Here is an 18,915-nt window from a genome sequence, read left to right as displayed (position 1 = left end):
CAGCCGGCCCCGGGGGTGTGTCGCGCCGGGTCAGGCCCGGCGCGACACCGGGATGGGGGTGGTGACGACAGGGTCCGCGGGCAGGTCCGCTCGCGTGGGGAGGGTGGTTCCGGGCAGGGACGCCGCCGCGGTTCCGTAGGCGATGGCGGCGGCCAGGCAGGTGGGGGCGGGATCCCCGGACACCTCCGCGAGGAGGAATCCGGCGACGGAGGAGTCCCCCGCGCCGACGGTGCTGGCGACGTCGATGCGCGGGGCGGTGCCGTACCAGGCTCCCTCGGCGTTGACCAGCACGGCGCCCGAGCCGCCGAGGGTGACCAGAACGTTGGCGATCCCACGATCGCGGAGGGTTGCTGCCGCCTCGACGATCGCCGTCAGGTCACCGTCCGCGGCGGCTCGCTCAAAGGCGGCGGCATCCCCGCCCGTGAGCTGGGCCAACTCCTCGGAATTGGGTTTGATCAGGTCGAATGCCGCGCTCGGCAGGGCCGCCAGGACGGCATCCAGGGCGACCCCGGAGGTGTCGATCGCCACTTTGGTGCCGCCGCGGCGCACCGCGATGGCCAGCGTGGCGTACCAATCCTCGGGAGCCCCGGGCGGCAGCGAACCGGACAGCGCCACCCAGGCGGCGCCACGCGCGACATCCGTGAGCGCCTCCGCCGCCAGCGCCACCTGCGCCGACGTCAACTCCGGGCCTGCCTCATTGATCTTGGTGGTGGTTCCGTCGGGTTCGGTGATGGTGGTGTTGACGCGGACGCGCTGGGCGCCGCTGAGGGGGACACCGACGACGGCGAGTGGGGTCTGGGCGCGATCACTGAGCGCGCGATAGGGGGCGTCGATCGCTGCGGTCACGACGGCCACGTCGATGCCCGCGTTGAACAGCACCTGGGCGACGTTGACGCCTTTGCCCGCCGCCTGCTCGAAGACGCCGCGGGCGCGCTGGACCTCGCCACGCTCCAGTGCCTGGCCGAGCACGATCGTCCGGTCGATGCTGGGGTTGGCGGTGAAGGTGACGACGGCGGGCGTCTTGCCCGCCCGCGCGGGGCTGCTGTGACCCATGTCCACTCCCTTGGGGCAATGTTGGTATGTCTGTTTCTATCTTGGTTTACCTCCGTTGGCAAGACCTAAGCCAAGAAATCTATGTGGGAACGCGTGGACTTTGGGTGTGCGTCCCTAGGCGAGCTCGACCTGCAGCCCCGCGGAGCGCAGCTCCGCGGCCCGGTTCGACGGGAGGCGGCCATCGGTGACGAAGGCGTCCACCTCGTCGATCTCAGCGAACCGGACGAGGTACTCGTTGTCCATCTTGGACGCGTCCCCCAGGACGAAGACCTGTGCCGTGCACCGGGCCATCGCCCGCTTGACGGCGCCCTCGTGCGGGTCGGGGGTGGAGAACCCGTGCTCGGCGGAGATGCCGTTGGTACCCAGGAAGGCCACGTCCACCCGCAACTGCCGCAGGACGCCCAGGGCCGGCTCGCCGACGGTCGCCTGGGTGAGGTTGCGGACCTGCCCGCCCAGCATCATCACCTCCAGATCCCCCCGGGCCGCCAGCACCTCGGCGGCCGACACCGAGTTGGTCACCGCCAACGACACCCAGGCCGGCAGCAGGGAGCACAGGCGCCCGGTCGTCGTGCCTGCGTCGACGATCACGGTCAGACCCTCGCGGCGCGGCAGCATGCTGATCGCGCGGCGCGCGATGGCCAGCTTCTCCTCAGGGAAGCTCGTCTCGCGGCTGTCGACGGACGCCTCCGCGAGCCGGAGCTTCTCCGCCGGGACGGCACCCCCATGCACGCGACTGAGCAGGCCCCGCCCCGACAGCGCATCCAGGTCGCGGCGGATCGTCTCCGGGGTGACGTCGAAGCGCGTGGCCAACTCGGCGACGGACACGCGGCCCAGCCCACGCGCGCGCGTCACGATCTCGTGCTGGCGTTCCTCTGCGTACATCGGCGACCCCTTCGTCAACCATCCAAGAGCGGACTCGATCGGAAATGATGGACGGTCCCGGTATACCGACTTTATGTTGACCCGGCAAGCCCGTGGCGGGATGATCTGAGAGTTAACGCCCCGCAACGCAGAGGAAAAGACAATGGAGAAAAAGACTGTGCGTGGCACCGGAGTGGTCGGCGGTTACGCCTACGCACCCGCCGCCTGGACTCGCCCGGCGTACGTTCCGCCTGCGAGCGGGACTCACGTCGCCGAGGACGCCCGGGCAGCCGAGGTGGATCGCTTCAAGGCCGCCGCCGAGACGGTCGCGGCTCGGTTCACCGACCGCGCCAGTTCGGCCACCGGCGTCGCCACCGAGGTGCTGGGTGCCACGGCGGCCCTGGCCCGCGACCGCGGCTGGATCCGCGCGGCGACCAAGCTCATCAACGGCGGCGAGCAGGCCGAGCAGGCCACGGCGAAGGCCATCGACCAGTTCGTCGTCCAGTTCGAGAAGGTCGGGGGGCTCATGGCTGAGCGCACCACCGATCTGAAGGACATCCGCGACCGGGTCGTCGCCGAACTGATGGGGCTGCCCGAGCCGGGCGTCCCGAAGCCCACCAGCCCCGTCGTGCTCTGCGCCCAGGACCTGGCCCCCGCCGACACGGCGGGCCTCGACCCCACCATGATCAAGGCGCTCGTGACCCGCTTCGGCGGCCCCACCAGTCACACCGCGATCATCGCCCGCCAGCTCGGCATCCCCTGCATCGTGGCGGCGTCCGACCTGGAGACGGTCGTGGAGGGCCTGCCGATCCTGGTGGACGGCACCAGCGGCATCATCACCTTGTCCCCCGACGCGGCCGAGGCCGAGGAACTCGTACGGCAGGACGCCGCCCTGCGCGAGGAGATCCGCAGCTGGAGCGGGCCCGCTCAGACCGCCGACGGCGTCCACGTGCAGTTGCTCGCCAACGTCTCCGACGGCGCCGCTGCCCGCAAGGCCAGCGCGTCACAGGCCGAAGGCGTGGGCCTGTACCGGACCGAGCTGAGCTTCCTGACGGCCCAAACGGAGCCCTCGGTCGCCGAGCAGGCGAAGATCTACGGCGAGGTGTTCGCGGCGTTCCCCGGCCAGAAGGTCGTCGTTCGCACCCTCGACGCGGGCTCGGACAAGCCGGTTCCGTTCGCGAACCACGAGAACGAGGAGAACCCGGCCCTCGGCGTCCGCGGCATCCGCCTCGGCTGGACGAACCCCGGTCTGGTGGAGCGGCAGCTTGACGCGATCGCTCACGCCGCCGAGGACAACGGCATCGAGAAGCCCTGGGTCATGGCGCCGATGGTCGCCACCGTCGACGAGGCGTTCGAGTTCGCCCAGAAGTGCCGCGAGCGCGATCTGACCCCCGGCATCATGGTCGAGGTTCCGGCGGTGGGCATCATGCCGGACGCCTTCCTCAAGGAAGTCGACTTCTTCTCGATCGGCACCAACGACCTGACGCAGTACACGATGGCGTCCGACCGGATGGCCAGCAGCCTCGCAATGCTGACCGACCCGTGGCAGCCCGCGGTGCTCCGGCTGGTGCAGAACGCCGCGGCGGCCGGGCAGCGCGTCAACAAGCCGGTCGGGGTCTGCGGCGAGGCCGCCGCCGATCCGCTGCTGGCCTGCGTCCTGATCGGGCTGGGCATCACGTCCCTGTCGATGGCCGTCAACGCCATCCCGGCGGTCGGCGTCCAACTCGGCAAAGTGACCTTGGAGACCTGCCAGGAGGTGGCGGCGCAGGTGGTGGCCTCCCGCAACTCCCGTGACGCCAAGGAACTGGCCGCCAAGCTCCTGGGCTGAGCACACCACCTCGGACGGCCCCTCCGCACCGCGCGGAGGGGCCGTTCGGCGTCTGACGCCGCCGCGACGATGTGGGCCATTGGAGAGGCTTCCCCGCCGCGCGGTGTCAGAGACCACGGAAGCGGGAGCCCTTGGCTGCGGGCGCCCGCTTCACGCGTCTGGGGGATGGGTTACGGCTCGACGGTGACCTTGATGGCTTCACCGCGGGCGACGATGTCGAACGCCTCCAGGACGTCCTCCAGCGGCAGGTGCCGCGTGATCAGGTCCTTGACCGGGATCTGACCGCTCGCGATGTAGGCCAGCGCGCGCTTGTGGTGCTCGGGGGCCGACCCGTTCGCCCCGTGGATGTGGAGCTGGCGGTAGTGGACCAGATTGCTGTCCAGGGCGATGGTCGGGTTGTTCTTGGGCAGTCCGCCGAAGAACGAGATCCGGCCGTTGCGGGCCGCCATGGCGACGGCCTGCTCCTGGGTGATGTTCGCCGGGGTGGCGGTGATGACGACATCGGCGCCGCGCCCGCCCGTGAGTCGGAGCACCTCGTCCACCACGTTGACGCGGGACCCGTCGATGGTCAGGTCGGGATGCACCGCGTCCGCCGTCATCTTCAGCCGTTCGGCGTTGATGTCGACCAGCACGATGGTGCCCGCCTTGTGCACGCCGCGGGCGATCCGCACGTGCATCGCCCCGATGGGCCCCGCCCCGAACACGACGACGAAGTCGCCCTCCTCGATGCCGATCTGCTCTTGGGCGTTGATCGCGCAGGCGAACGGCTCCGCGGCCGACGCCTCGTCGAAACCGACGCCCTCGGGGATGTGGTTGAGCCCGTCGACTTTGAGGACCGCCGCCGGGACGATCATGTACTCGGCGAAGCCACCGTCGTACTGGTACCCGATGGACGTCTGGTTCTCGCAGACCGCCATCCAGCCCTTGCGACACTCGTGGCATTCGCCGCACGGGACGGCCGCGATGACCTGGACGCGGTCGCCCACCTGGAAGCCGCCCAGCGCCTCCGCGCCCACCTCGACGACCTCACCGGCGATCTCGTGCCCCATCGTGGTCACCCGGGTGATGTTCGGGTGGCCGTTGTTGCGGATCTTGACGTCGGTGCCGCAGGTGGAGCAGTTCCGGACGCGGATCTTCACCTCGTCGGGGCCGGCAACGGGTTCGGGGACGTCCTCGAGCCGTACGTCACCGGGTGCGTAGAACCTCAGTGCCTTCATGGTGATGCATCACTCCTCTTCTTCGGGTGTCAGCAGGTCGAGGACCTCGTCCACGCTCGTCACCGTGCGCAACTTCTCGGACTTGGTCTTGTCGGCCAGGGTAGAGGCGAGCGCGGACAGGATGCCGATGTGCTCGTCGCTGTTGGAGGCGATCGGGATGACGACGTACGCGGTCTGGCCGTCCCAGTCGATGCCGCCGGGGAACTGCAGGAAACCGAGCGCCGCCGCCTTGATGTGGGCGCGGGCCTCGTTGGTGCCATGCGGGATCGAGACACCGGCCCCCAGGAACGTCGACGTCTGGAGCTCGCGGGCGAGCATGCCGTCGATGTAGCCCGGATCCGCCGCCCCGCCGGAGACCAGCACCGCACCGGCCTGCCGGATCGCGTCCTCCTTGTCGCGCGCCTGCAGACCCAGCCGGACGTTGCCGCGCGGCAGAACGCCCGCGTCCAGGGTCTTCTTGCGCTTCTTCGGGGCGGCGGACGCCTCCGGGGCCGCGGAGGTCTGGGGGGCGTCGCCGGTCGGGGCGCCGAGCCCGGTCGCCGACAGCAGCCGGTGTTCCTTGACGGCCGTCTCGACGCGTTCGAACGAGGGGTCGCCCATGTAGTTGGCGAACGGGACGACCACCGCGTGCGGTGCTGTCGCCGTGGCCCGGTTCACCAGGCCGTCCTGGGTGAGGACCACCTGGGCGTCGGCGGGGATCGAGTCGACCGGCGTGTGGGTCACCTGGACGCCGTAGGGGGAGAGCCGCTTCTTCATCTGGGACGCCACCATGACCGAGGAGCCCATGCCTGCGTCGCAGGCGATGACGACGCGCTTGATGTCGGCACCGTTGATGGTGCCCGGTCCGGCGACCGCGCTCGCGCCGGGGGTGGCCAGCAGGTCGTGACCCATCGTGGTGACGGTGTCGTCGGCGACGGCGGAGTCGGTGTCGTCTTGGCCGCGGCCGAACTTCAGCAGGGCGGAGGCGACCACGAAGGAGACGATGGTGGCGGTGGCGACCGTCGCGATCATGGCGACGTAGCCGTTCGGGGGCGTCACCAGGAAGTAGGCGATGATCGAGCCGGGCGAAGCGGCGGCGACGAGCCCTGCGTTGAGCCAGGTGGCGACGAACAGGCCCGACATGGAGCCGGCGATGGTGGCCAGGATCATGATCGGCTTCATGAGCACGTACGGGAAGTAGATCTCGTGGATGCCACCGAAGAAGTGGATGATGATGGCGCCCGGGGTGGCGGGACGCAGCGACTTCGGTCCGAAGAACATGAAGGCGAGCAGCAGGCCCAGGCCGGCCCCGGGGTTCGACTCGACCATGAACAGGATCGACTTGCCGGCGGTCTGGACGTCGATCGCGGCCAGCGGCGTGAAGATGCCGTGGTTGATGGCGTTGTTGAGGAACAAGACCTTCGCGGGTTCCACGAAGATGGACGCCAGCGGCAGCAGTCCGGCGTTGACGAGGATCTGCACGCCCGCACCCAGGAAGCCGACGATCACGGCGAGGATCGGTCCGACGCCCACGACGCCGACGAGGACGAGCAGCAGGCCGATGATGCCGAGGGAGAAGTTGTCGACCAGCATCTCGAAGCCGGAGGGGATCTTCCCGTCGACCGCCTTGTCGAACAGCTTCAGGATGAAGGCGGCGAGCGGGCCCATGATCATGGCGCCGAGGAACATCGGGGTGCCGCCGGTGAACTCGGGGACGTTCGGCAGTCCGCCGATGATGACGCCCGCGCTGGCGATGGCGCCGATGACGGCACCGCGCTGAGCGTGCACCATGCGGCCGCCGGTGTAGCCGATCAGCAGGGGCAGAAGGTAGTAGAGCATTGGGTCGACGAGCTGGGCGAACGTCGCGTTCGGGAGCCAGCCGGTCTTGATGAAGAGGGCGGTGATCAGGCCCCAGGCGATGAAGGCACCGATGTTCGGCATGATCATGCCGGCCAGGTACCCACCGATTCGCTGGACCTGGGCCCGGAGTCCGGGGCCCTGCAGGTTTTTGTTGACGCGTGCGTCAGGAAGAGTCATCGGTGACCTCCATGTGGTGACCGATCGCGGCTGTGCGAGTCGGGCGGGCGGTCACGCCCACACCCGTATGCTCGCCGCAAACCACAGGCGAAGTCAAGGGTTATGGGCACAATCGGACGCGTTCAGTGTTGGAACGTGTTGCTTTTCTCGAGGGGCGTCACTCCCGCAGCAGGATCCCGAGGTGCGCAGCGAAGACGGGAGCGAGATCCGCGGCCTGCTGCGGGCTGACCACCACCCCCGACATGGAGGCGATGCCGCCGACCACGGCCAGTTGCGCGCCACGCAGATCCACCGCCCGCAGCCGCGCCCCGTCGAACCGGATGTCACCCAGGGCGCACCCCGCAAAGCTGACCCGCTCGACCCGGGACTGCCCGAGATCGATCTCACCGATGACGCAGTTCTCGAACGCGACGTCGCTGATCGTGGCCGAGCGCAGATTGACGAAGTCGAGCTTGCTCCCCGTGATCCGCACCGACCTGACCTCGGATTCGTAGGCCTCCACTGCGCCCAGCCGCGATCCCTCGATCACCACATCACGCCAGGTGGAGCGGGCGGCCCGCAGGACGGGGGCGTCGAGGCGTTCCAGCCGCACTTCGACGAATCGCGAGCCTCGCAGGTCGGCGTCCCCGGCGGCGAGCCCGACGAACTCGCACTCGTGGAACTCCACGCCTGCCAGGGCGCGGCCGCCGAGATCGGCACCCACGAAGCGCAACCCGCGGTGGTCCAGGTGCGCCTCGATCTCGTCGGGCGTCGCGTCCTCCAGGACGCCCAGACGCAGTTCCTCGATCACCGGCTCCGCCACCGCAGCCCTTCTCGCAGCCATCCCCGCCCCTTTCCACGGGCCCGCCCATGCGCACGCCCCGGGGCTCACGGTAACGGCTCCTCCAGACAGCGGCCCGGCGGGCATGGCCGGGCATCGGCGGCCATCCACCTCCTCGGGCACCACAGGGGGTTGCATTGCGACACATTGCGATATATCGTTACTGTCATGGTGAACGACACACGAAAGGAACCACCATGACGCACAACCACGATCACTACGCAGCACGCGGCGACGACAACGACCCGCGCTCCCAGCGCGGCCCGCGAGGCCGCCGCGGCCCCCGGTTCGACGGACCCCGGTTCGATCCGACCATGGGACGCCCCGACCCCGAGACATTCGAGGGTCATCCCGGCTTCGACGGCTTCGACACCCGACCCGGCTTCGACCGCGGTGGCTTCGACGGCCGCCCCGGATTCGGCGGGCCGTTCCGCGGCCCCTCAGGCTCCGACCCCCGCGGCGGACGCGACGAGGACGGCCCCCGCGGCCCGCATCGCGGTGGACGCCGCGGCCCTCGAGGCGGTCGCGCCGCACGCGGCGATGTCCGCACCACCATCCTGCGTCTGCTGAACGAAGAGCCGATGCACGGCTACCAGCTCATGCAGACCATCACCGAACGCTCAGGCGGCCGCTGGACCCCCAGCCCGGGGGCGATCTACCCCACGCTGTCAGCGCTCGTCGATGAGGGCCTCATCACCCTGGGGCAGGCCGACGGCCGCAAGCTCGCCACGCTCACCGAGGCAGGTACCGCCTACGTGACCGAGCACCAGGCCTCCTGGAGCGACCCGTTCGCCGACGCCGACGCATCCGGCATCGAGCTCCCGGCCCTGATGCACGAACTCAACGGCGCTGTCCGGCACGCCGCCCGCGCAGCCTCCCCCGCGCAGTTGCAGCGCATCGCCGCGATCCTCACGCAGGCCCGCAGCGACCTCTACTCGGCGCTGGCCGGGCAAGAGCCCGAGACCACCACGGAGTGAGTTCCACCCAGACAGATGCCCGGCTCGACGTCTCACGTCGAGCCGGGCTCGTCTCCCCCGTGCAGGCTTCAGTCACCCGGAACGCTCAGGCAGGAAGCAACCACCCGCGATCGCGCGGGAAGTCCACCTCCACCAGATCGTCCTCGGCGAGAATCTCCTCAGGATCCGGATCGGACACGACGGCGATGATGGTGCCCGCGTCGGTGTCGATCTCGTACTCCACCATCGAACCGTAGAACACGGCTCGAAGCACACGCCCGCGTCCCCCCAGCACCGACTCCCCGTCGGCGGCCTCGGCCGAACTGCGCCGCAACTGCACCGACTCGGGACGCACCAGCACCACGTGCGCGGCCGCCTCCGCCGCCCCCGGCGCGGCGTGGAGCTCGCGCTGGCTACCCAGGACATCAACGCGGGCGCGGTCTCCGAGCACGGTTACTCCGACCGGGTCGAGGAAGTTCGCCGAGCCGATGAAGTCGGCCACGAACACCGTCGCCGGACGCCGGTAGATCTCCTCCGGGGTCCCCACCTGTTCGATCCGGCCCTTGTTCATCACGACGATCCGGTCCGACAGCGACATCGCCTCGTCCTGGTCGTGGGTGACGTAGAGGGCGGTGATGCCCAGCTTCTGCTGCAGGTTGCGGATCTCGGTGCGCATCTGGACGCGCAGCTTCGCGTCCAGGTTCGACAGCGGCTCATCGAACAGCAGCACCTTCGGTCGCATCACCATCGCCCGGGCCAGGGCGACGCGCTGCTGCTGCCCGCCGGAAAGCTGATTGGGCGCCCGGTTGGCGAGCTTGACGAGATCCATCGAGGTCAGGGCGCTGTCGACGGCGTCCGTGATCGCCTCCTTGCCGAGCTTTTGCAGCTTCAGCCCGTAGGCGACGTTGTCGCGCACCGACAGGTGCGGGAACAGCGCGTAGCTTTGGAACACCATCGACATCGGGCGCTTGTCGGGGGTGAGCCGGGTCATGTCGGCCCCGTCGAGCAGGATGTCCCCCGACGTCGGCGTCTCGAACCCGGCGACCATCCGCAGCGTCGTGGTCTTGCCGCAGCCCGACGGCCCCAGCAACGTGACGAACTCACCGGGCTGGGTCTCCAGGTCGATGCCGTCGACGGCGCGGGTGGCGCCGTCGCGGCCGGAGAACTCCTTGACCAGGTCGGTCAGGACGATCCGCCCGGAATCGTGGTGGCGGTCGGTGGTGGTCATGCTCCAGCTCCAATCTGGGTGCGGACGTCGTTGCGTCCCCGCAACAGCAAGCTCATGGCGCCCATGACCGAGACGACGATCAGCAGCAGCAGGACGCAGAACGCGAACGCGTTGCCGAAGCGGCCGGCGTCCACCTCGGCGAGGATCTGCTTGGTCATGATCTTGGTGGAGGGCGTCGTGATGAAGATGATCGGCGACAAGGTCGTCATCGACCGGGCGAACGCGTAGATCAGGCCGGCCAGGAAGGCGGGCCGGATCAACGGCAACGTGATGGTGCGAAACGTCGTGAAGCTCTCAGCGCCCAGCGAGGCGGCCGCCTCATCGATGGACGGATCGATCTGCTGCAAGGCCGCGATCCCGGAGCGCTGCCCCGACGGCAGCGACCGGATGATGTAGACCATCACGATCGCCATCGCGCCGCCGAAGATCGCCGCACCGCCGCCGAGCGCGGGCAGCACCTGGATGGTCGTGCCGCCGACGGTGAACTGAAGCGGCGTGTTGAAGGCGATCGCGTAGCCGATACCGACCACGGTGCCGGGCACGGCCAGCCCGAGCATGCCGAGGAAGTCCAGCAGCCCGGACCCCCGCTTGACCTTGCGGACGATCAGCCAGGCCATCACCATGCCGAGCACCCCCGCGATCGGGGTGGCGATGATCGCCAGCAGCGTCGTGTCCAGGATCGACTCGTTGCCGATGCCGCTGAGCACGTAGCGGAAGTTGTCGAGCGTGAACTCGTTGTTGACTCCCAGGATCTTCGTGAAAGCGCCGACGACGACCGTCAGATAGATGCTGACGACCACCGCGAGGATCGCCACCCCGACGACGAGCAGCGGGATGCGTCCGCGAGGGTCGTGGATGAGGCGCGGCTTGCCCGCGGGCTTCCCGGTGACGGTGACGGTGCTGGTCCGGCTGACCCAGTACTGCTGGACGACGAACACGAGCACGGCAGGCATCAGCAGCACGATCGAGTAGGCGGCGCCCGCCGACACGTCGTACTCGCCCGTGATGGCGATGTAGGCGCGCGAGGCGAGCACGGTGTAATCGCCACCGATGACCAGCGGGTTCGCCAGATCGGCGATCGCCTCGACGAACAACAGCAAAAACGACGCCGCGAAGCCCGGCACCAGCATGGGCAGGGTCACCCGCCAGAAGGTCTGCCACCCCGAGGCGCCCAGGTTGGAGGACGCGTCGTCCAGGGCCGGGTCGAGGTTCTCCAGCATGCCCTTGAAGTTCATGTAGGCCACGGGGAAGAACGACAGCACCAGCACCAGCGTCAGGCCGGGCAGCCCGTAGATGCTGGTCTCCAGCCCCAGCAGGCCGTGGGTGATGATGCCGCGGCGCCCCAGCAAGGTGATGATGGCGGTCGCCACCGCGAACGGCGGGGAGACGACCGGCAGCAGGCACAGGATGTGGAACAGCCGCTTGTTCTTGAACGCCACCTTCACCTGGACGTACGCCAGCAGGAACCCCAACAGCGTTCCCAGGACGCCGACCAGGACCCCCAGGACGAAGGTGTTCCACACGATCTGCCGGTTGACCGCCGACGTGATGACGGTCGTGATCACCTTCAGCCCCTCAGGGCTGAACGCCTGGGTGAAGATCGCCGCCAGCGGATACAGGATCAGGATCGCCAGCAGCACCACGACCACGGCAACCACGACGACCGTGGACACGTCCAGGGCCTTGCGGCGCCCGCGGGCGCGCGGCGTCCGGGCGGAAGGTACCAAGGCGGCCTCGGCCGCCGGGTTGCTCGTGGTCATCGGGTTATGACTTCGGCTGCGCCGCAACCTCGGCGTCGAAGCGAGCGGTGAGCTCCTTCTTGGCCGCGGCCGCCTTCTCGAAGTCGTAGTCGACCAGCTTGATGGTGCTCAGGTCGACCATGCGAGGGTCGCTCTTGGCGTCAGGGTTGGTGGGCAGCTGGTAGGAGCCGACCGTCGGGCCGATCTCCTGCGCCTCGGCCGACAGCGCCCAGTTGGCGTACGCCTTCGCGGCTGCCGCGTTCGGACCACCCTTGACGACGGCGACACCGCCGACCTCATAGCCGGTGCCCTCGGCCGGGAAGGAGACCTCCAGGTCGGTCATGCCCCGCTCCTTGTACAGGACGCAGTCGTGGCTGAAGACCAGGCCGACGGCCACCTCACCGCGACCGGCGATCTGGCCCGGGGCCGTGCCCGACTTGGTGTACTGCAGCACGTTCGCGTGCATCTTCTTCATGAAGTCGAGGGCCTGGTCCTCCCCGCCGCGCAGCACGACCTGCGTCCACAACGTCGTGAACGCGGTGCCCGACGTCGACGGGTGGGCCGTCGAGATCTGCGACTTCAGCGTCGGATCGAGCAACGCATCCCAGGAGGTGGGAACGGCGACGCCCTTCTCGGCGAGCACCTTGGCGTTGGAGCAGAAGCCCAGCGCGCCGACGTAGACGCCGTTCCAGTAGCCGTTCGCGTCCTTGTACTTCTCAGGGATCTGGGCGGCGTTCTCGGGGGTGTACTTCTCCAGCAGGTCCTGGCCCGCAGCCGCGCCATAGCCGTCGGCCGGGCCGCCGTGCCACACATCGAACTCGGGGGCGGCCTTGGACGCCGCAAGCCGGGCGACGGTCTCACCGGAGCTCAGCCGGACGAACGAGGTCTGCACGCCGGTCTTGGCGGTGAACGCCTTCGTCCAGGCGTCACACACCTCCTCCATGGCGCCACAGGCGACGGTGAGCTTGCCGCTCAGGGCGGTGCTCTCCCCGCCGGCCGACGGGCTGGTGGTGGCACTGGTGCTGACGACACAGCCGCCGAGACTGAGGGCCAACGCCGCGGTACCCGCGACAACGCCCCATGCACGCTTGATCATGTGTTCGACTCCCTTGACGATCGGGGCCCGACACTGGGCCCCCTGCGGCCTCAGTGTAGAAACGGGCTCCCGGGGTCGACCATGGCGATGATTAGGGGGAACGTCACGGTTGTGTGATGTTCGTCACGCTCCGCGCCGCGGGGTGACGAAACGATAACCGCGGCCGTGTTCGGTCACGATGGCAGGCTCGGCGGGGCCGTCCTCGATCTTGCCGCGCAACCGGTAGATGGCCGTGCGCAGCGCCGCCCGCCCGCCCCACCGGTCGCTGTCGTGCCCGATGGCCTCCAACAGGTGGTCGGTGCTGACCAACGTACCCACCTCGTCGGTGAGCAGCCACAGCAGCCGGAACTCCGACGGCGTGAGGTGAAGATCGCGGGAGCCACGCCGGGCCAGGGACAACGCGGCGTCCAGGTTGAGATCCCCCACCGCCCGCCGCGTCCCGACGACGCGCTGCGGCTGCCGACCCGAGGTGCGCCGCAGGATCGCCCCGACGCGCAACACCAGCTCACGCGGGCTGAACGGCTTGGCCAGATAGTCATCCGCCCCCGCCTCCAGCCCTTCGACGCGGTCGGCGGCGGCGTCGCGCGCGGTGAGCAGGATCACCGGGACGGCCGCCTGCTCGCGGATCCGCTGACACAGCTCCAGCCCGCTCACCCCGGGCATCATCACGTCCAGCACCACCAGCGCGATGCTCTCCTCCTGCAGCACCCGCCAGGCCGAGGACGCGTCCGCGGCCGTCCGCACCGCATAGCCGGCAGCCCCGAGGGCCAGCTCAAGCATGGTTCGCATGCGGGGCTCATCGTCGACGACCAGCACGGCCTGCGGGGCGCTCATGCGACCGGGTCCGCGCTGAGTTCGTCCCGCTCCGGGGTGCGCCGCGGAAGGCTGCACAGGATCGTCGTGCCGACGTTGACCGCGGAATCCACCAGGCACCTGCCGCCATGGAGCTCGACGATGCGCCGCGTGATCAGCATGCCCAGACCATTTCCGGTTTCGCTCTTGCCCGCAAGTCCCCGCCGGAACAGCTCCGAGGTCTGCTCCGGGCTCATCCCCGTCCCGTCGTCGGAGACGATGATGAGCACGCCGTCCTCGTTCGGCCGGACGGTGACCCCGATCCTCGCCTCCTCACCGGCGTGCCGGGCGGCGTTGGTGATCAGGTTCGTCAGCGCCTGCCGGATCAGATCCGGATCGCCCATGATCCGAGGCGACGCCCCGCGCGCCGACAAGGTGATCCGGTTGGGGTACAGGTGGCGCAGATCGCGCACGATGCCGGTGGTGACCCGGCGGACGTCGACGGTGGTCGCCCGGAACTGGAACAGCGCCGCGTCGATCTTCGCGTCGGTGAGCAGATCGGCGGCCAGCGCCAGTACCTCCGACGCCTTGACGTCGATGGTGTCGACCAGGCCGTGCTGCGTCGTGCTCAACGCACCCGCGGTGCCGTCCAGCAGCAACTCGGCTGCCCCGCTGATGAGGGCGATGGGGGTCCGCAACTCGTGGCTGACGATGGCGACCCGATCGGCGCGGTCCATCGCCAGGGCCCGCCAACGGCGGTTCTCAGCAGCCAGTTCGGCCGCCCGGCGACGGGCGCGGCGCAGCGCCTCCGCAACCCCGGCCAGCACGATCAGCAGGACGACGACCGCCGCGCACAGCAGCGATTCCCCGACCGCCGCGCCCCCGAGCGACTCAGCCATGCCGCGAGGGTAGCGCGAGCTGTGGGCGTCCGGCTCAGTCCTGCGCGGCCACCGCCACGAAGCGGCAGCGTTCCAGCAGCGGCAGGCCCGGTGCGGCCGCCTCCAGACGCGTCCGCAGCAGGGCGGCGTCGCCGCCGTAGAAGTACAGCGCGGTCTCGGCGGGCCCCATCCAGTGCGACCACAGCGTCCCGGCGTCCCCCGCGGCCAGCGTCAACGCGTCCACGGTGGCCTGCAGATCGCCCTGGGTGTACGCGTCGGCGTCCAACTGGGTGCCGTTGAGGTAGACGGCCAGGCCTTGCAGCCGCCCGAACGGGGCGCTGGCCCCGTTGATCTCGACGCGGGACCCCTGGGGCAGGCCGTCCTCCAGGTCGAGGATCGCGGCGACGACACGCTCGGCGTCGACGGGCGCGACCTCCAGGTGCGCCAGCACGGCCCGCGGCTCCCCATGGACGCCGACGACCAACTCCGAGCCCGTCACTCGCGACGGCGGCGAGACCCGGGCCAGCAGCGCCTCGAACAACGCGTCGATCACCTCGGCCCGCTGGTCATCCTGCAACCGCGCCTGGATCCGCACCGTGACCGGCAACCCCTGTTCCGCCATGCCCCCATCCGACCACATGGTCGCGGGCCCGGTCGAACGACCGGCCTAGGATGGGAAACCGTGAGCCTCCTGGAGCCGATCCTGATCGGCCTGCTCGTCGGTCTCGTGGTGGGCGCGCTAGGGGCCGGCGGCGGCATCTTGTCGGTGCCCATCCTCGTGTATGCGCTCCAGCAGCCTCCGCACAGCGCCGCCGCAAGCTCGCTCGTCATCGTCGGGTTCACCGCCATGACCGGGCTGATCTTCCCCGTCCGCGAGCGCCTGGTGCCCTGGGGCAGAGCGCTCGCCTTCGGCGGCGTCACCGTCGCCGGTTCGCTGGTCGGCTCGCGCCTGTCGCTGCTGGTCGACGGCTCTTCGCTGATGCTGCTCTTCGGCGTCCTGCTCGCGGCGGTCGCCGTCGCCATGTTGGCCCAGGGGATCGCGGATCGGCGTGCCGAAGCGCGCGGCGACGAGAAGGACGCCGACCTGACCCTGCCCCCTCCCTCGACCCGGCTGTGGGTGAGCACGGTCGGCGTCGGGCTGCTGACCGGCCTGCTCACCGGGTTCTTCGGCGTCGGCGGCGGCTTCCTGATGGTGCCGCTGCTGGTGCTGGTGCTGCGCGTCCCGATGCGTCGGGCGACGGCGATGTCGCTGGTGGCGATGGTGCTCGCGTCCCTGGCCGGGCTCGCCGGACGCCTCGGCACCGACGTCACCCTCGACTGGCCCCTGACCCTGCTGTTCACCGCGGGCAGCGCCCTAGGAGGTCTCGCCGGCGGACCGCTGGCCGTCCGGGCACGCCCCTCGACGCTGACCTTCGCCTTCGCCGCCCTCCTGGCGGCGGTGGCCGCGGTGACCCTGATCAACACCCTCGGAGGAGCGTCCCTATGACCGCCGAGCAGCGCGTCGGGCCGCACGCCACGGGCGCTGGCACACCAAGTGGAGCCACCGCGTGACGGCCGAGCAGCGCATCTGGCGTCCGCCGTGGCCCGTGAATCTCACCGAGTCGTGGTCCGCGTGGCGACGCGGTACTGGCGACCCGTCGTACCGCATCGTCACCGGGGCGCACTGGCGCGCGCTGGCCACCCCCGCGGGGGCGGCGACGCTGCGGGTCCGCGTCGCCGGGGAGGCTGTGGAGGCGTCCGCCTGGGGCGAGGGCGCAGCGTGGGTGCTGGAGGAACTGCCCCGGATGCTCGGCGCTGACGACGACGTGGCCGGGTTCGAGCCCCAGCATCCGGTGCTGGCGTCCGCCTGGCGGTCCCATCGCCACCTGCGGGTCGGGCGCGGCGGGATCGTCTGGGCCGCGGCGGTGCCCGCCGTCCTGGAGCAGAAGGTGACCGGTCAGGAGGCGTTCACCGGCTACCGGCGGCTGCTTCGTCGATTCGGGGAGGTGGCCCCGGGGCCGGGGGCCGACCTCGAGTTGCGCGTCCCGCCGTCGCCGCAGCGCCTGCGCGGCGTCGCCTCCTGGGAGTGGCTGCGGTTACCCGTGGACGGCGCCCGCTCCGACACGCTGCAGCGGCTCGCGCGGGTCGCCCCCGCCCTGGAACGCACGCTGACGGATCCCGCAGCGGCCGGCGGCAGACTGCGCAGCGTCCCGGGTGTCGGCGCCTGGACGTCCGCGGAGATCCGGCAGCGCGCCCACGGCGACGCGGACGCGGTGAGCGTCGGCGATTTCCACGTCGCCCGCTCGATCACCTACGCCTTGCTCGGGGAGGAACGCGACGACGCCGCGATGCTGGAGGTGCTGGCCCCGTACGCAGGCCATCGCTACCGCGTCCAGCGGCTCCTCGAACTGGCCCGGGCGGGACACCCTAGACGGGGTGCCCGGATGGCCCCCCGCCGCCACCTCCCCGCCTGACTCAGCCTCACCCGCCGAGGACTGAACCTCCGGGCGCCGAGGACTCAGCCTCACCACGCCGAGGACTGAACCTCACGACGCCGAGGACTGAGCTTGCGTGCATCGAGGACTGAACCCCAGGGAGCCGAGGACTGAACCTCCGGGCGCCGAGGACTCGGGTTCACCGTGCCGCAGACCTCGAACCCGCCGAGGACTGCGGTTGGGGACGTCGAGGACTGAGGATGATGCCGCCCAGGACCGCCACTCACGGCGCTCGCCCCGTCTTCCTCTGTACCGGGAGGTGAACTGAGGCCCTCGACCAGGGAAACCTCAGTCCTCGGCGGGGTGAGGCTCAGTCCTCGGCGGGTGCAACCTCGGTCCTCGCCGGGGTGAGGTTCAGTCCTCGGCGGGTGCAGCCCCAGTCCTCGGCGCATGCAGCCTTAGTCCTCGGCGGAGGTGGGGGACGCAGAGCGGGGGCCGAACGCTTGCGTTCGGCCCCCGCTGTCCCTGGTGGGTCTGCGTTCCTCAGCTGAGGATGCGCAACTGCCAGGGGTAGGTGTAGGGGACGCCGTTCCAGGCCTTCAGGGCGCCGTACACGCCCAGGATGATGGCACCGAGAGCGCCGATAATCACCATCGGGATGCCGATGATGGACAGGACGACGGTGAAGTTCAGGATCCAGCCGACGATGCTGAACAGCGCCATCGTCAACGAGAAGTTGAACGCACCGGCTGCCGCGTTGCGGACGAAGGGCGACGAGTCCCGCTTCACGAACCACACGATGAGCGGTCCCAGGAACGTCAGCCACCCGGCCGACACGATCGCCGCGATCGGGGCGGACAAGTGGGCCAGCATGGCCCAGACGCGATCATCGCCATCGGGGCGGCGCTGATAGGGGCTGCGGCCGGAGCCGGACGAGTACTGGTTGATCGGCGCGGCGGCGTACGGGTTGGCGGTGTAGGGGTTGTCGGAGCGGGAACCGACCCCGGCGTCGGGGAACGGCGGGGGCGCGTCCATCGGGTTCGCCCACGGGTTGCTGCCCTGGGGGCTGTTCTGCTGATTCTGGGCGTTCGGATCGGTCATGCCTCAAGCATGCGCGGTCGATCGTCGCACGACTAGGGGGTTCGGGGCGACGTCAGGGAACGTTCCGGGCGATCCCCGCCGCCCACGCGTCAGCCCCGCTTGGCCAGGTACTCCTGCAGGGCCCGGGTGGTCTTGGAACCCCAGATACCGTCGGTGGTCGCCCCCACCACGGCCTGGGTCTTGCGGGTGGTCTCCGGACCGCGGACGCCGTCCACGCGGGCCCCGACCTTCGCCTGCAGGGCCTGGGTGGTCTTGCGCCCCCAGACGCCGTCGGCGGTCGTACCGACCCACTTCTGCATGGCGACGATGGTGCTGCGATCCAAGGTGCCGCTGGCCTGCACCGTGCCCGACGACGAAGACGAGCCGGACCCGGCCGACGCGCCGGTGGGCTGGGCGTTGGCGTCCGCCCCGCCGTTGGTCTTGGTGAGCCCGGCGCGCTTGGAGCACACCGGCCAGGCGCCCGGACCCTGAGAGTTCAGGGTCCGGCGCGCAATGGCGATCTGCTGAGCCTTGGTGGCCTGGTGAGCGTAGGGGGCGTACGTGGCACCGCCGTACGCGCGCCACGTGGACGCGCTGAACTGCAGGCCGCCGTAGTAGCCGTTGCCCGTGTTGATCGACCAGTTGCCGCTGGACTCGCATTGCGCCACCCGATCCCAGACAGCCTCATCGAACGCCTGCGCCTGGCCGGACATGACCAGGCCGGTGAACATGACGGCGCCCGTCAGCGCGCTGGTGACCGCCGTACGTAGCGCGATGCGAGAGCCGAGCATGGCTGGGATCCTTCCTCAGGTGACGTGAGGCAACGTTGCCAGCGATCCTGAGAGAACGTCAAAGGAAATCTGATCAATCCTCAGGGTTGGGTTGAGAGTCTTGGCCACCGCACGCTCGGGCTGTGGCGGCCGTGCGAACCCTCCCT

Annotated in this window: 17 protein-coding genes; 4 read left to right on the top strand and 13 right to left on the bottom strand. The window is 69.9% G+C overall.

Annotation, left to right across the window (positions count from 1 at the left end; genetic code table 11):
• Positions 1-30 precede the first annotated feature (30 nt).
• Positions 31-1,053 (bottom strand): 1-phosphofructokinase family hexose kinase, encoded by a 1,023-nt coding sequence (locus tag V7E09_RS01655; protein ID WP_324511083.1) that lies wholly within the window; start codon positions 1,051-1,053, stop codon positions 31-33.
• A 114-nt stretch (positions 1,054-1,167) separates the two neighbouring features.
• Positions 1,168-1,935, bottom strand: a complete 768-nt coding sequence (locus V7E09_RS01650; RefSeq protein ID WP_324511082.1) for a DeoR/GlpR family DNA-binding transcription regulator — start codon at positions 1,933-1,935, stop codon at positions 1,168-1,170.
• A gap of 142 nt (positions 1,936-2,077) precedes the next feature.
• Between V7E09_RS01650 and ptsP the strand changes: the two genes are divergently transcribed.
• On the top strand, positions 2,078-3,742 hold the full coding sequence (ptsP, locus tag V7E09_RS01645; protein WP_324511081.1) for a phosphoenolpyruvate--protein phosphotransferase: 1,665 nt from the start codon (positions 2,078-2,080) through the stop codon (positions 3,740-3,742).
• Positions 3,743-3,912: 170 nt separating this feature from the next.
• Here the strand turns inward: ptsP and V7E09_RS01640 are convergent, their stop codons facing one another.
• The 3 genes from V7E09_RS01640 to V7E09_RS01630 all read right to left on the bottom strand — a co-directional run bounded on the left by V7E09_RS01640 (position 3,913) and on the right by V7E09_RS01630 (position 7,798).
• Positions 3,913-4,959 carry a zinc-dependent dehydrogenase gene (locus tag V7E09_RS01640; RefSeq protein ID WP_324511080.1) on the bottom strand — a complete coding sequence of 349 codons (1,047 nt, stop codon included), beginning with the start codon at positions 4,957-4,959 and terminating at the stop codon, positions 3,913-3,915.
• 9 nt (positions 4,960-4,968) lie between these two features.
• Entirely contained in the window at positions 4,969-6,975 is a 2,007-nt protein-coding gene (locus V7E09_RS01635; RefSeq protein WP_324511079.1) for a PTS mannitol transporter subunit IICBA, read from the bottom strand.
• Between the two features lie 157 nt (positions 6,976-7,132).
• The gene (locus V7E09_RS01630; RefSeq protein ID WP_324511078.1) at positions 7,133-7,798 is read right to left on the bottom strand and encodes a pentapeptide repeat-containing protein; all 666 of its coding nucleotides are present in this window, start codon (positions 7,796-7,798) and stop codon (positions 7,133-7,135) included.
• A gap of 194 nt (positions 7,799-7,992) precedes the next feature.
• Here V7E09_RS01630 and V7E09_RS01625 point away from each other — a divergent pair, with 194 nt between their 5' ends.
• The gene (locus V7E09_RS01625) at positions 7,993-8,772 is read left to right on the top strand and encodes a PadR family transcriptional regulator (RefSeq protein ID WP_324511077.1); all 780 of its coding nucleotides are present in this window, start codon (positions 7,993-7,995) and stop codon (positions 8,770-8,772) included.
• Positions 8,773-8,857: 85 nt separating this feature from the next.
• Here V7E09_RS01625 and V7E09_RS01620 read toward each other — a convergent pair whose 3' ends face one another.
• The 6 genes from V7E09_RS01620 to V7E09_RS01595 form a co-directional block, all read right to left on the bottom strand.
• Positions 8,858-9,979: an ABC transporter ATP-binding protein gene (locus V7E09_RS01620; protein WP_324511076.1), complete on the bottom strand. Its 1,122-nt coding sequence runs from the start codon at positions 9,977-9,979 to the stop codon at positions 8,858-8,860.
• Entirely contained in the window at positions 9,976-11,739 is a 1,764-nt protein-coding gene (locus V7E09_RS01615) for an ABC transporter permease (protein ID WP_324511075.1), read from the bottom strand. Before V7E09_RS01615 ends, V7E09_RS01620 begins: the two co-directional genes overlap by 4 nt.
• 4 nt (positions 11,740-11,743) lie before the next feature.
• Positions 11,744-12,814, bottom strand: coding sequence for an ABC transporter substrate-binding protein (locus tag V7E09_RS01610; RefSeq protein ID WP_324511074.1), 1,071 nt, complete (start codon positions 12,812-12,814; stop codon positions 11,744-11,746).
• Between the two features lie 123 nt (positions 12,815-12,937).
• Entirely contained in the window at positions 12,938-13,648 is a 711-nt protein-coding gene (locus V7E09_RS01605; protein ID WP_324511073.1) for a response regulator transcription factor, read from the bottom strand.
• Positions 13,645-14,505 (bottom strand): sensor histidine kinase, encoded by an 861-nt coding sequence (locus V7E09_RS01600; protein ID WP_324522936.1) that lies wholly within the window; start codon positions 14,503-14,505, stop codon positions 13,645-13,647. The genes V7E09_RS01605 and V7E09_RS01600 overlap by 4 nt, the downstream gene beginning before the upstream one ends.
• Before the next feature lie 34 nt (positions 14,506-14,539).
• Positions 14,540-15,106 carry a hypothetical protein gene (locus tag V7E09_RS01595; protein WP_324511071.1) on the bottom strand — a complete coding sequence of 189 codons (567 nt, stop codon included), beginning with the start codon at positions 15,104-15,106 and terminating at the stop codon, positions 14,540-14,542.
• A gap of 60 nt (positions 15,107-15,166) precedes the next feature.
• Here V7E09_RS01595 and V7E09_RS01590 point away from each other — a divergent pair, with 60 nt between their 5' ends.
• Positions 15,167-15,970, top strand: coding sequence for a sulfite exporter TauE/SafE family protein (locus V7E09_RS01590; RefSeq protein WP_324511070.1), 804 nt, complete (start codon positions 15,167-15,169; stop codon positions 15,968-15,970).
• A gap of 61 nt (positions 15,971-16,031) precedes the next feature.
• Positions 16,032-16,937, top strand: a complete 906-nt coding sequence (locus V7E09_RS01585) for a DNA-3-methyladenine glycosylase family protein (RefSeq protein ID WP_324511069.1) — start codon at positions 16,032-16,034, stop codon at positions 16,935-16,937.
• Positions 16,938-17,441: 504 nt separating this feature from the next.
• Here V7E09_RS01585 and V7E09_RS01580 read toward each other — a convergent pair.
• On the bottom strand, positions 17,442-17,999 hold the full coding sequence (locus V7E09_RS01580) for a DUF4870 domain-containing protein (RefSeq protein WP_324511068.1): 558 nt from the start codon (positions 17,997-17,999) through the stop codon (positions 17,442-17,444).
• 89 nt (positions 18,000-18,088) lie between these two features.
• Positions 18,089-18,769, bottom strand: a complete 681-nt coding sequence (locus tag V7E09_RS01575) for a transglycosylase family protein (protein ID WP_324522935.1) — start codon at positions 18,767-18,769, stop codon at positions 18,089-18,091.
• Positions 18,770-18,915 lie beyond the last annotated feature (146 nt).

The sequence above is a fragment of the Propioniciclava sp. genome, from assembly GCF_036744435.1.
In the GTDB taxonomy this organism is placed as follows: Bacteria; Actinomycetota; Actinomycetes; order Propionibacteriales; family Propionibacteriaceae; genus Propioniciclava.
This window is presented reverse-complemented; position numbering and strand designations above follow the sequence as displayed.

Coding starts and splice junctions, on each gene's coding strand:
- V7E09_RS01655 (WP_324511083.1), bottom strand. CDS start 1,053: ATGGGTCACAGCAGCCCCGCGCGGGCGGGCAAGACGCCCGCCGTCGTC.
- V7E09_RS01650 (WP_324511082.1), bottom strand. CDS start 1,935: ATGTACGCAGAGGAACGCCAGCACGAGATCGTGACGCGCGCGCGTGGG.
- ptsP (WP_324511081.1), top strand. CDS start 2,078: ATGGAGAAAAAGACTGTGCGTGGCACCGGAGTGGTCGGCGGTTACGCC.
- V7E09_RS01640 (WP_324511080.1), bottom strand. CDS start 4,959: ATGAAGGCACTGAGGTTCTACGCACCCGGTGACGTACGGCTCGAGGAC.
- V7E09_RS01635 (WP_324511079.1), bottom strand. CDS start 6,975: ATGACTCTTCCTGACGCACGCGTCAACAAAAACCTGCAGGGCCCCGGA.
- V7E09_RS01630 (WP_324511078.1), bottom strand. CDS start 7,798: ATGGCTGCGAGAAGGGCTGCGGTGGCGGAGCCGGTGATCGAGGAACTG.
- V7E09_RS01625 (WP_324511077.1), top strand. CDS start 7,993: ATGACGCACAACCACGATCACTACGCAGCACGCGGCGACGACAACGAC.
- V7E09_RS01620 (WP_324511076.1), bottom strand. CDS start 9,979: ATGACCACCACCGACCGCCACCACGATTCCGGGCGGATCGTCCTGACC.
- V7E09_RS01615 (WP_324511075.1), bottom strand. CDS start 11,739: ATGACCACGAGCAACCCGGCGGCCGAGGCCGCCTTGGTACCTTCCGCC.
- V7E09_RS01610 (WP_324511074.1), bottom strand. CDS start 12,814: ATGATCAAGCGTGCATGGGGCGTTGTCGCGGGTACCGCGGCGTTGGCC.
- V7E09_RS01605 (WP_324511073.1), bottom strand. CDS start 13,648: ATGAGCGCCCCGCAGGCCGTGCTGGTCGTCGACGATGAGCCCCGCATG.
- V7E09_RS01600 (WP_324522936.1), bottom strand. CDS start 14,505: ATGGCTGAGTCGCTCGGGGGCGCGGCGGTCGGGGAATCGCTGCTGTGC.
- V7E09_RS01595 (WP_324511071.1), bottom strand. CDS start 15,106: ATGGCGGAACAGGGGTTGCCGGTCACGGTGCGGATCCAGGCGCGGTTG.
- V7E09_RS01580 (WP_324511068.1), bottom strand. CDS start 17,999: ATGACCGATCCGAACGCCCAGAATCAGCAGAACAGCCCCCAGGGCAGC.
- V7E09_RS01575 (WP_324522935.1), bottom strand. CDS start 18,769: ATGCTCGGCTCTCGCATCGCGCTACGTACGGCGGTCACCAGCGCGCTG.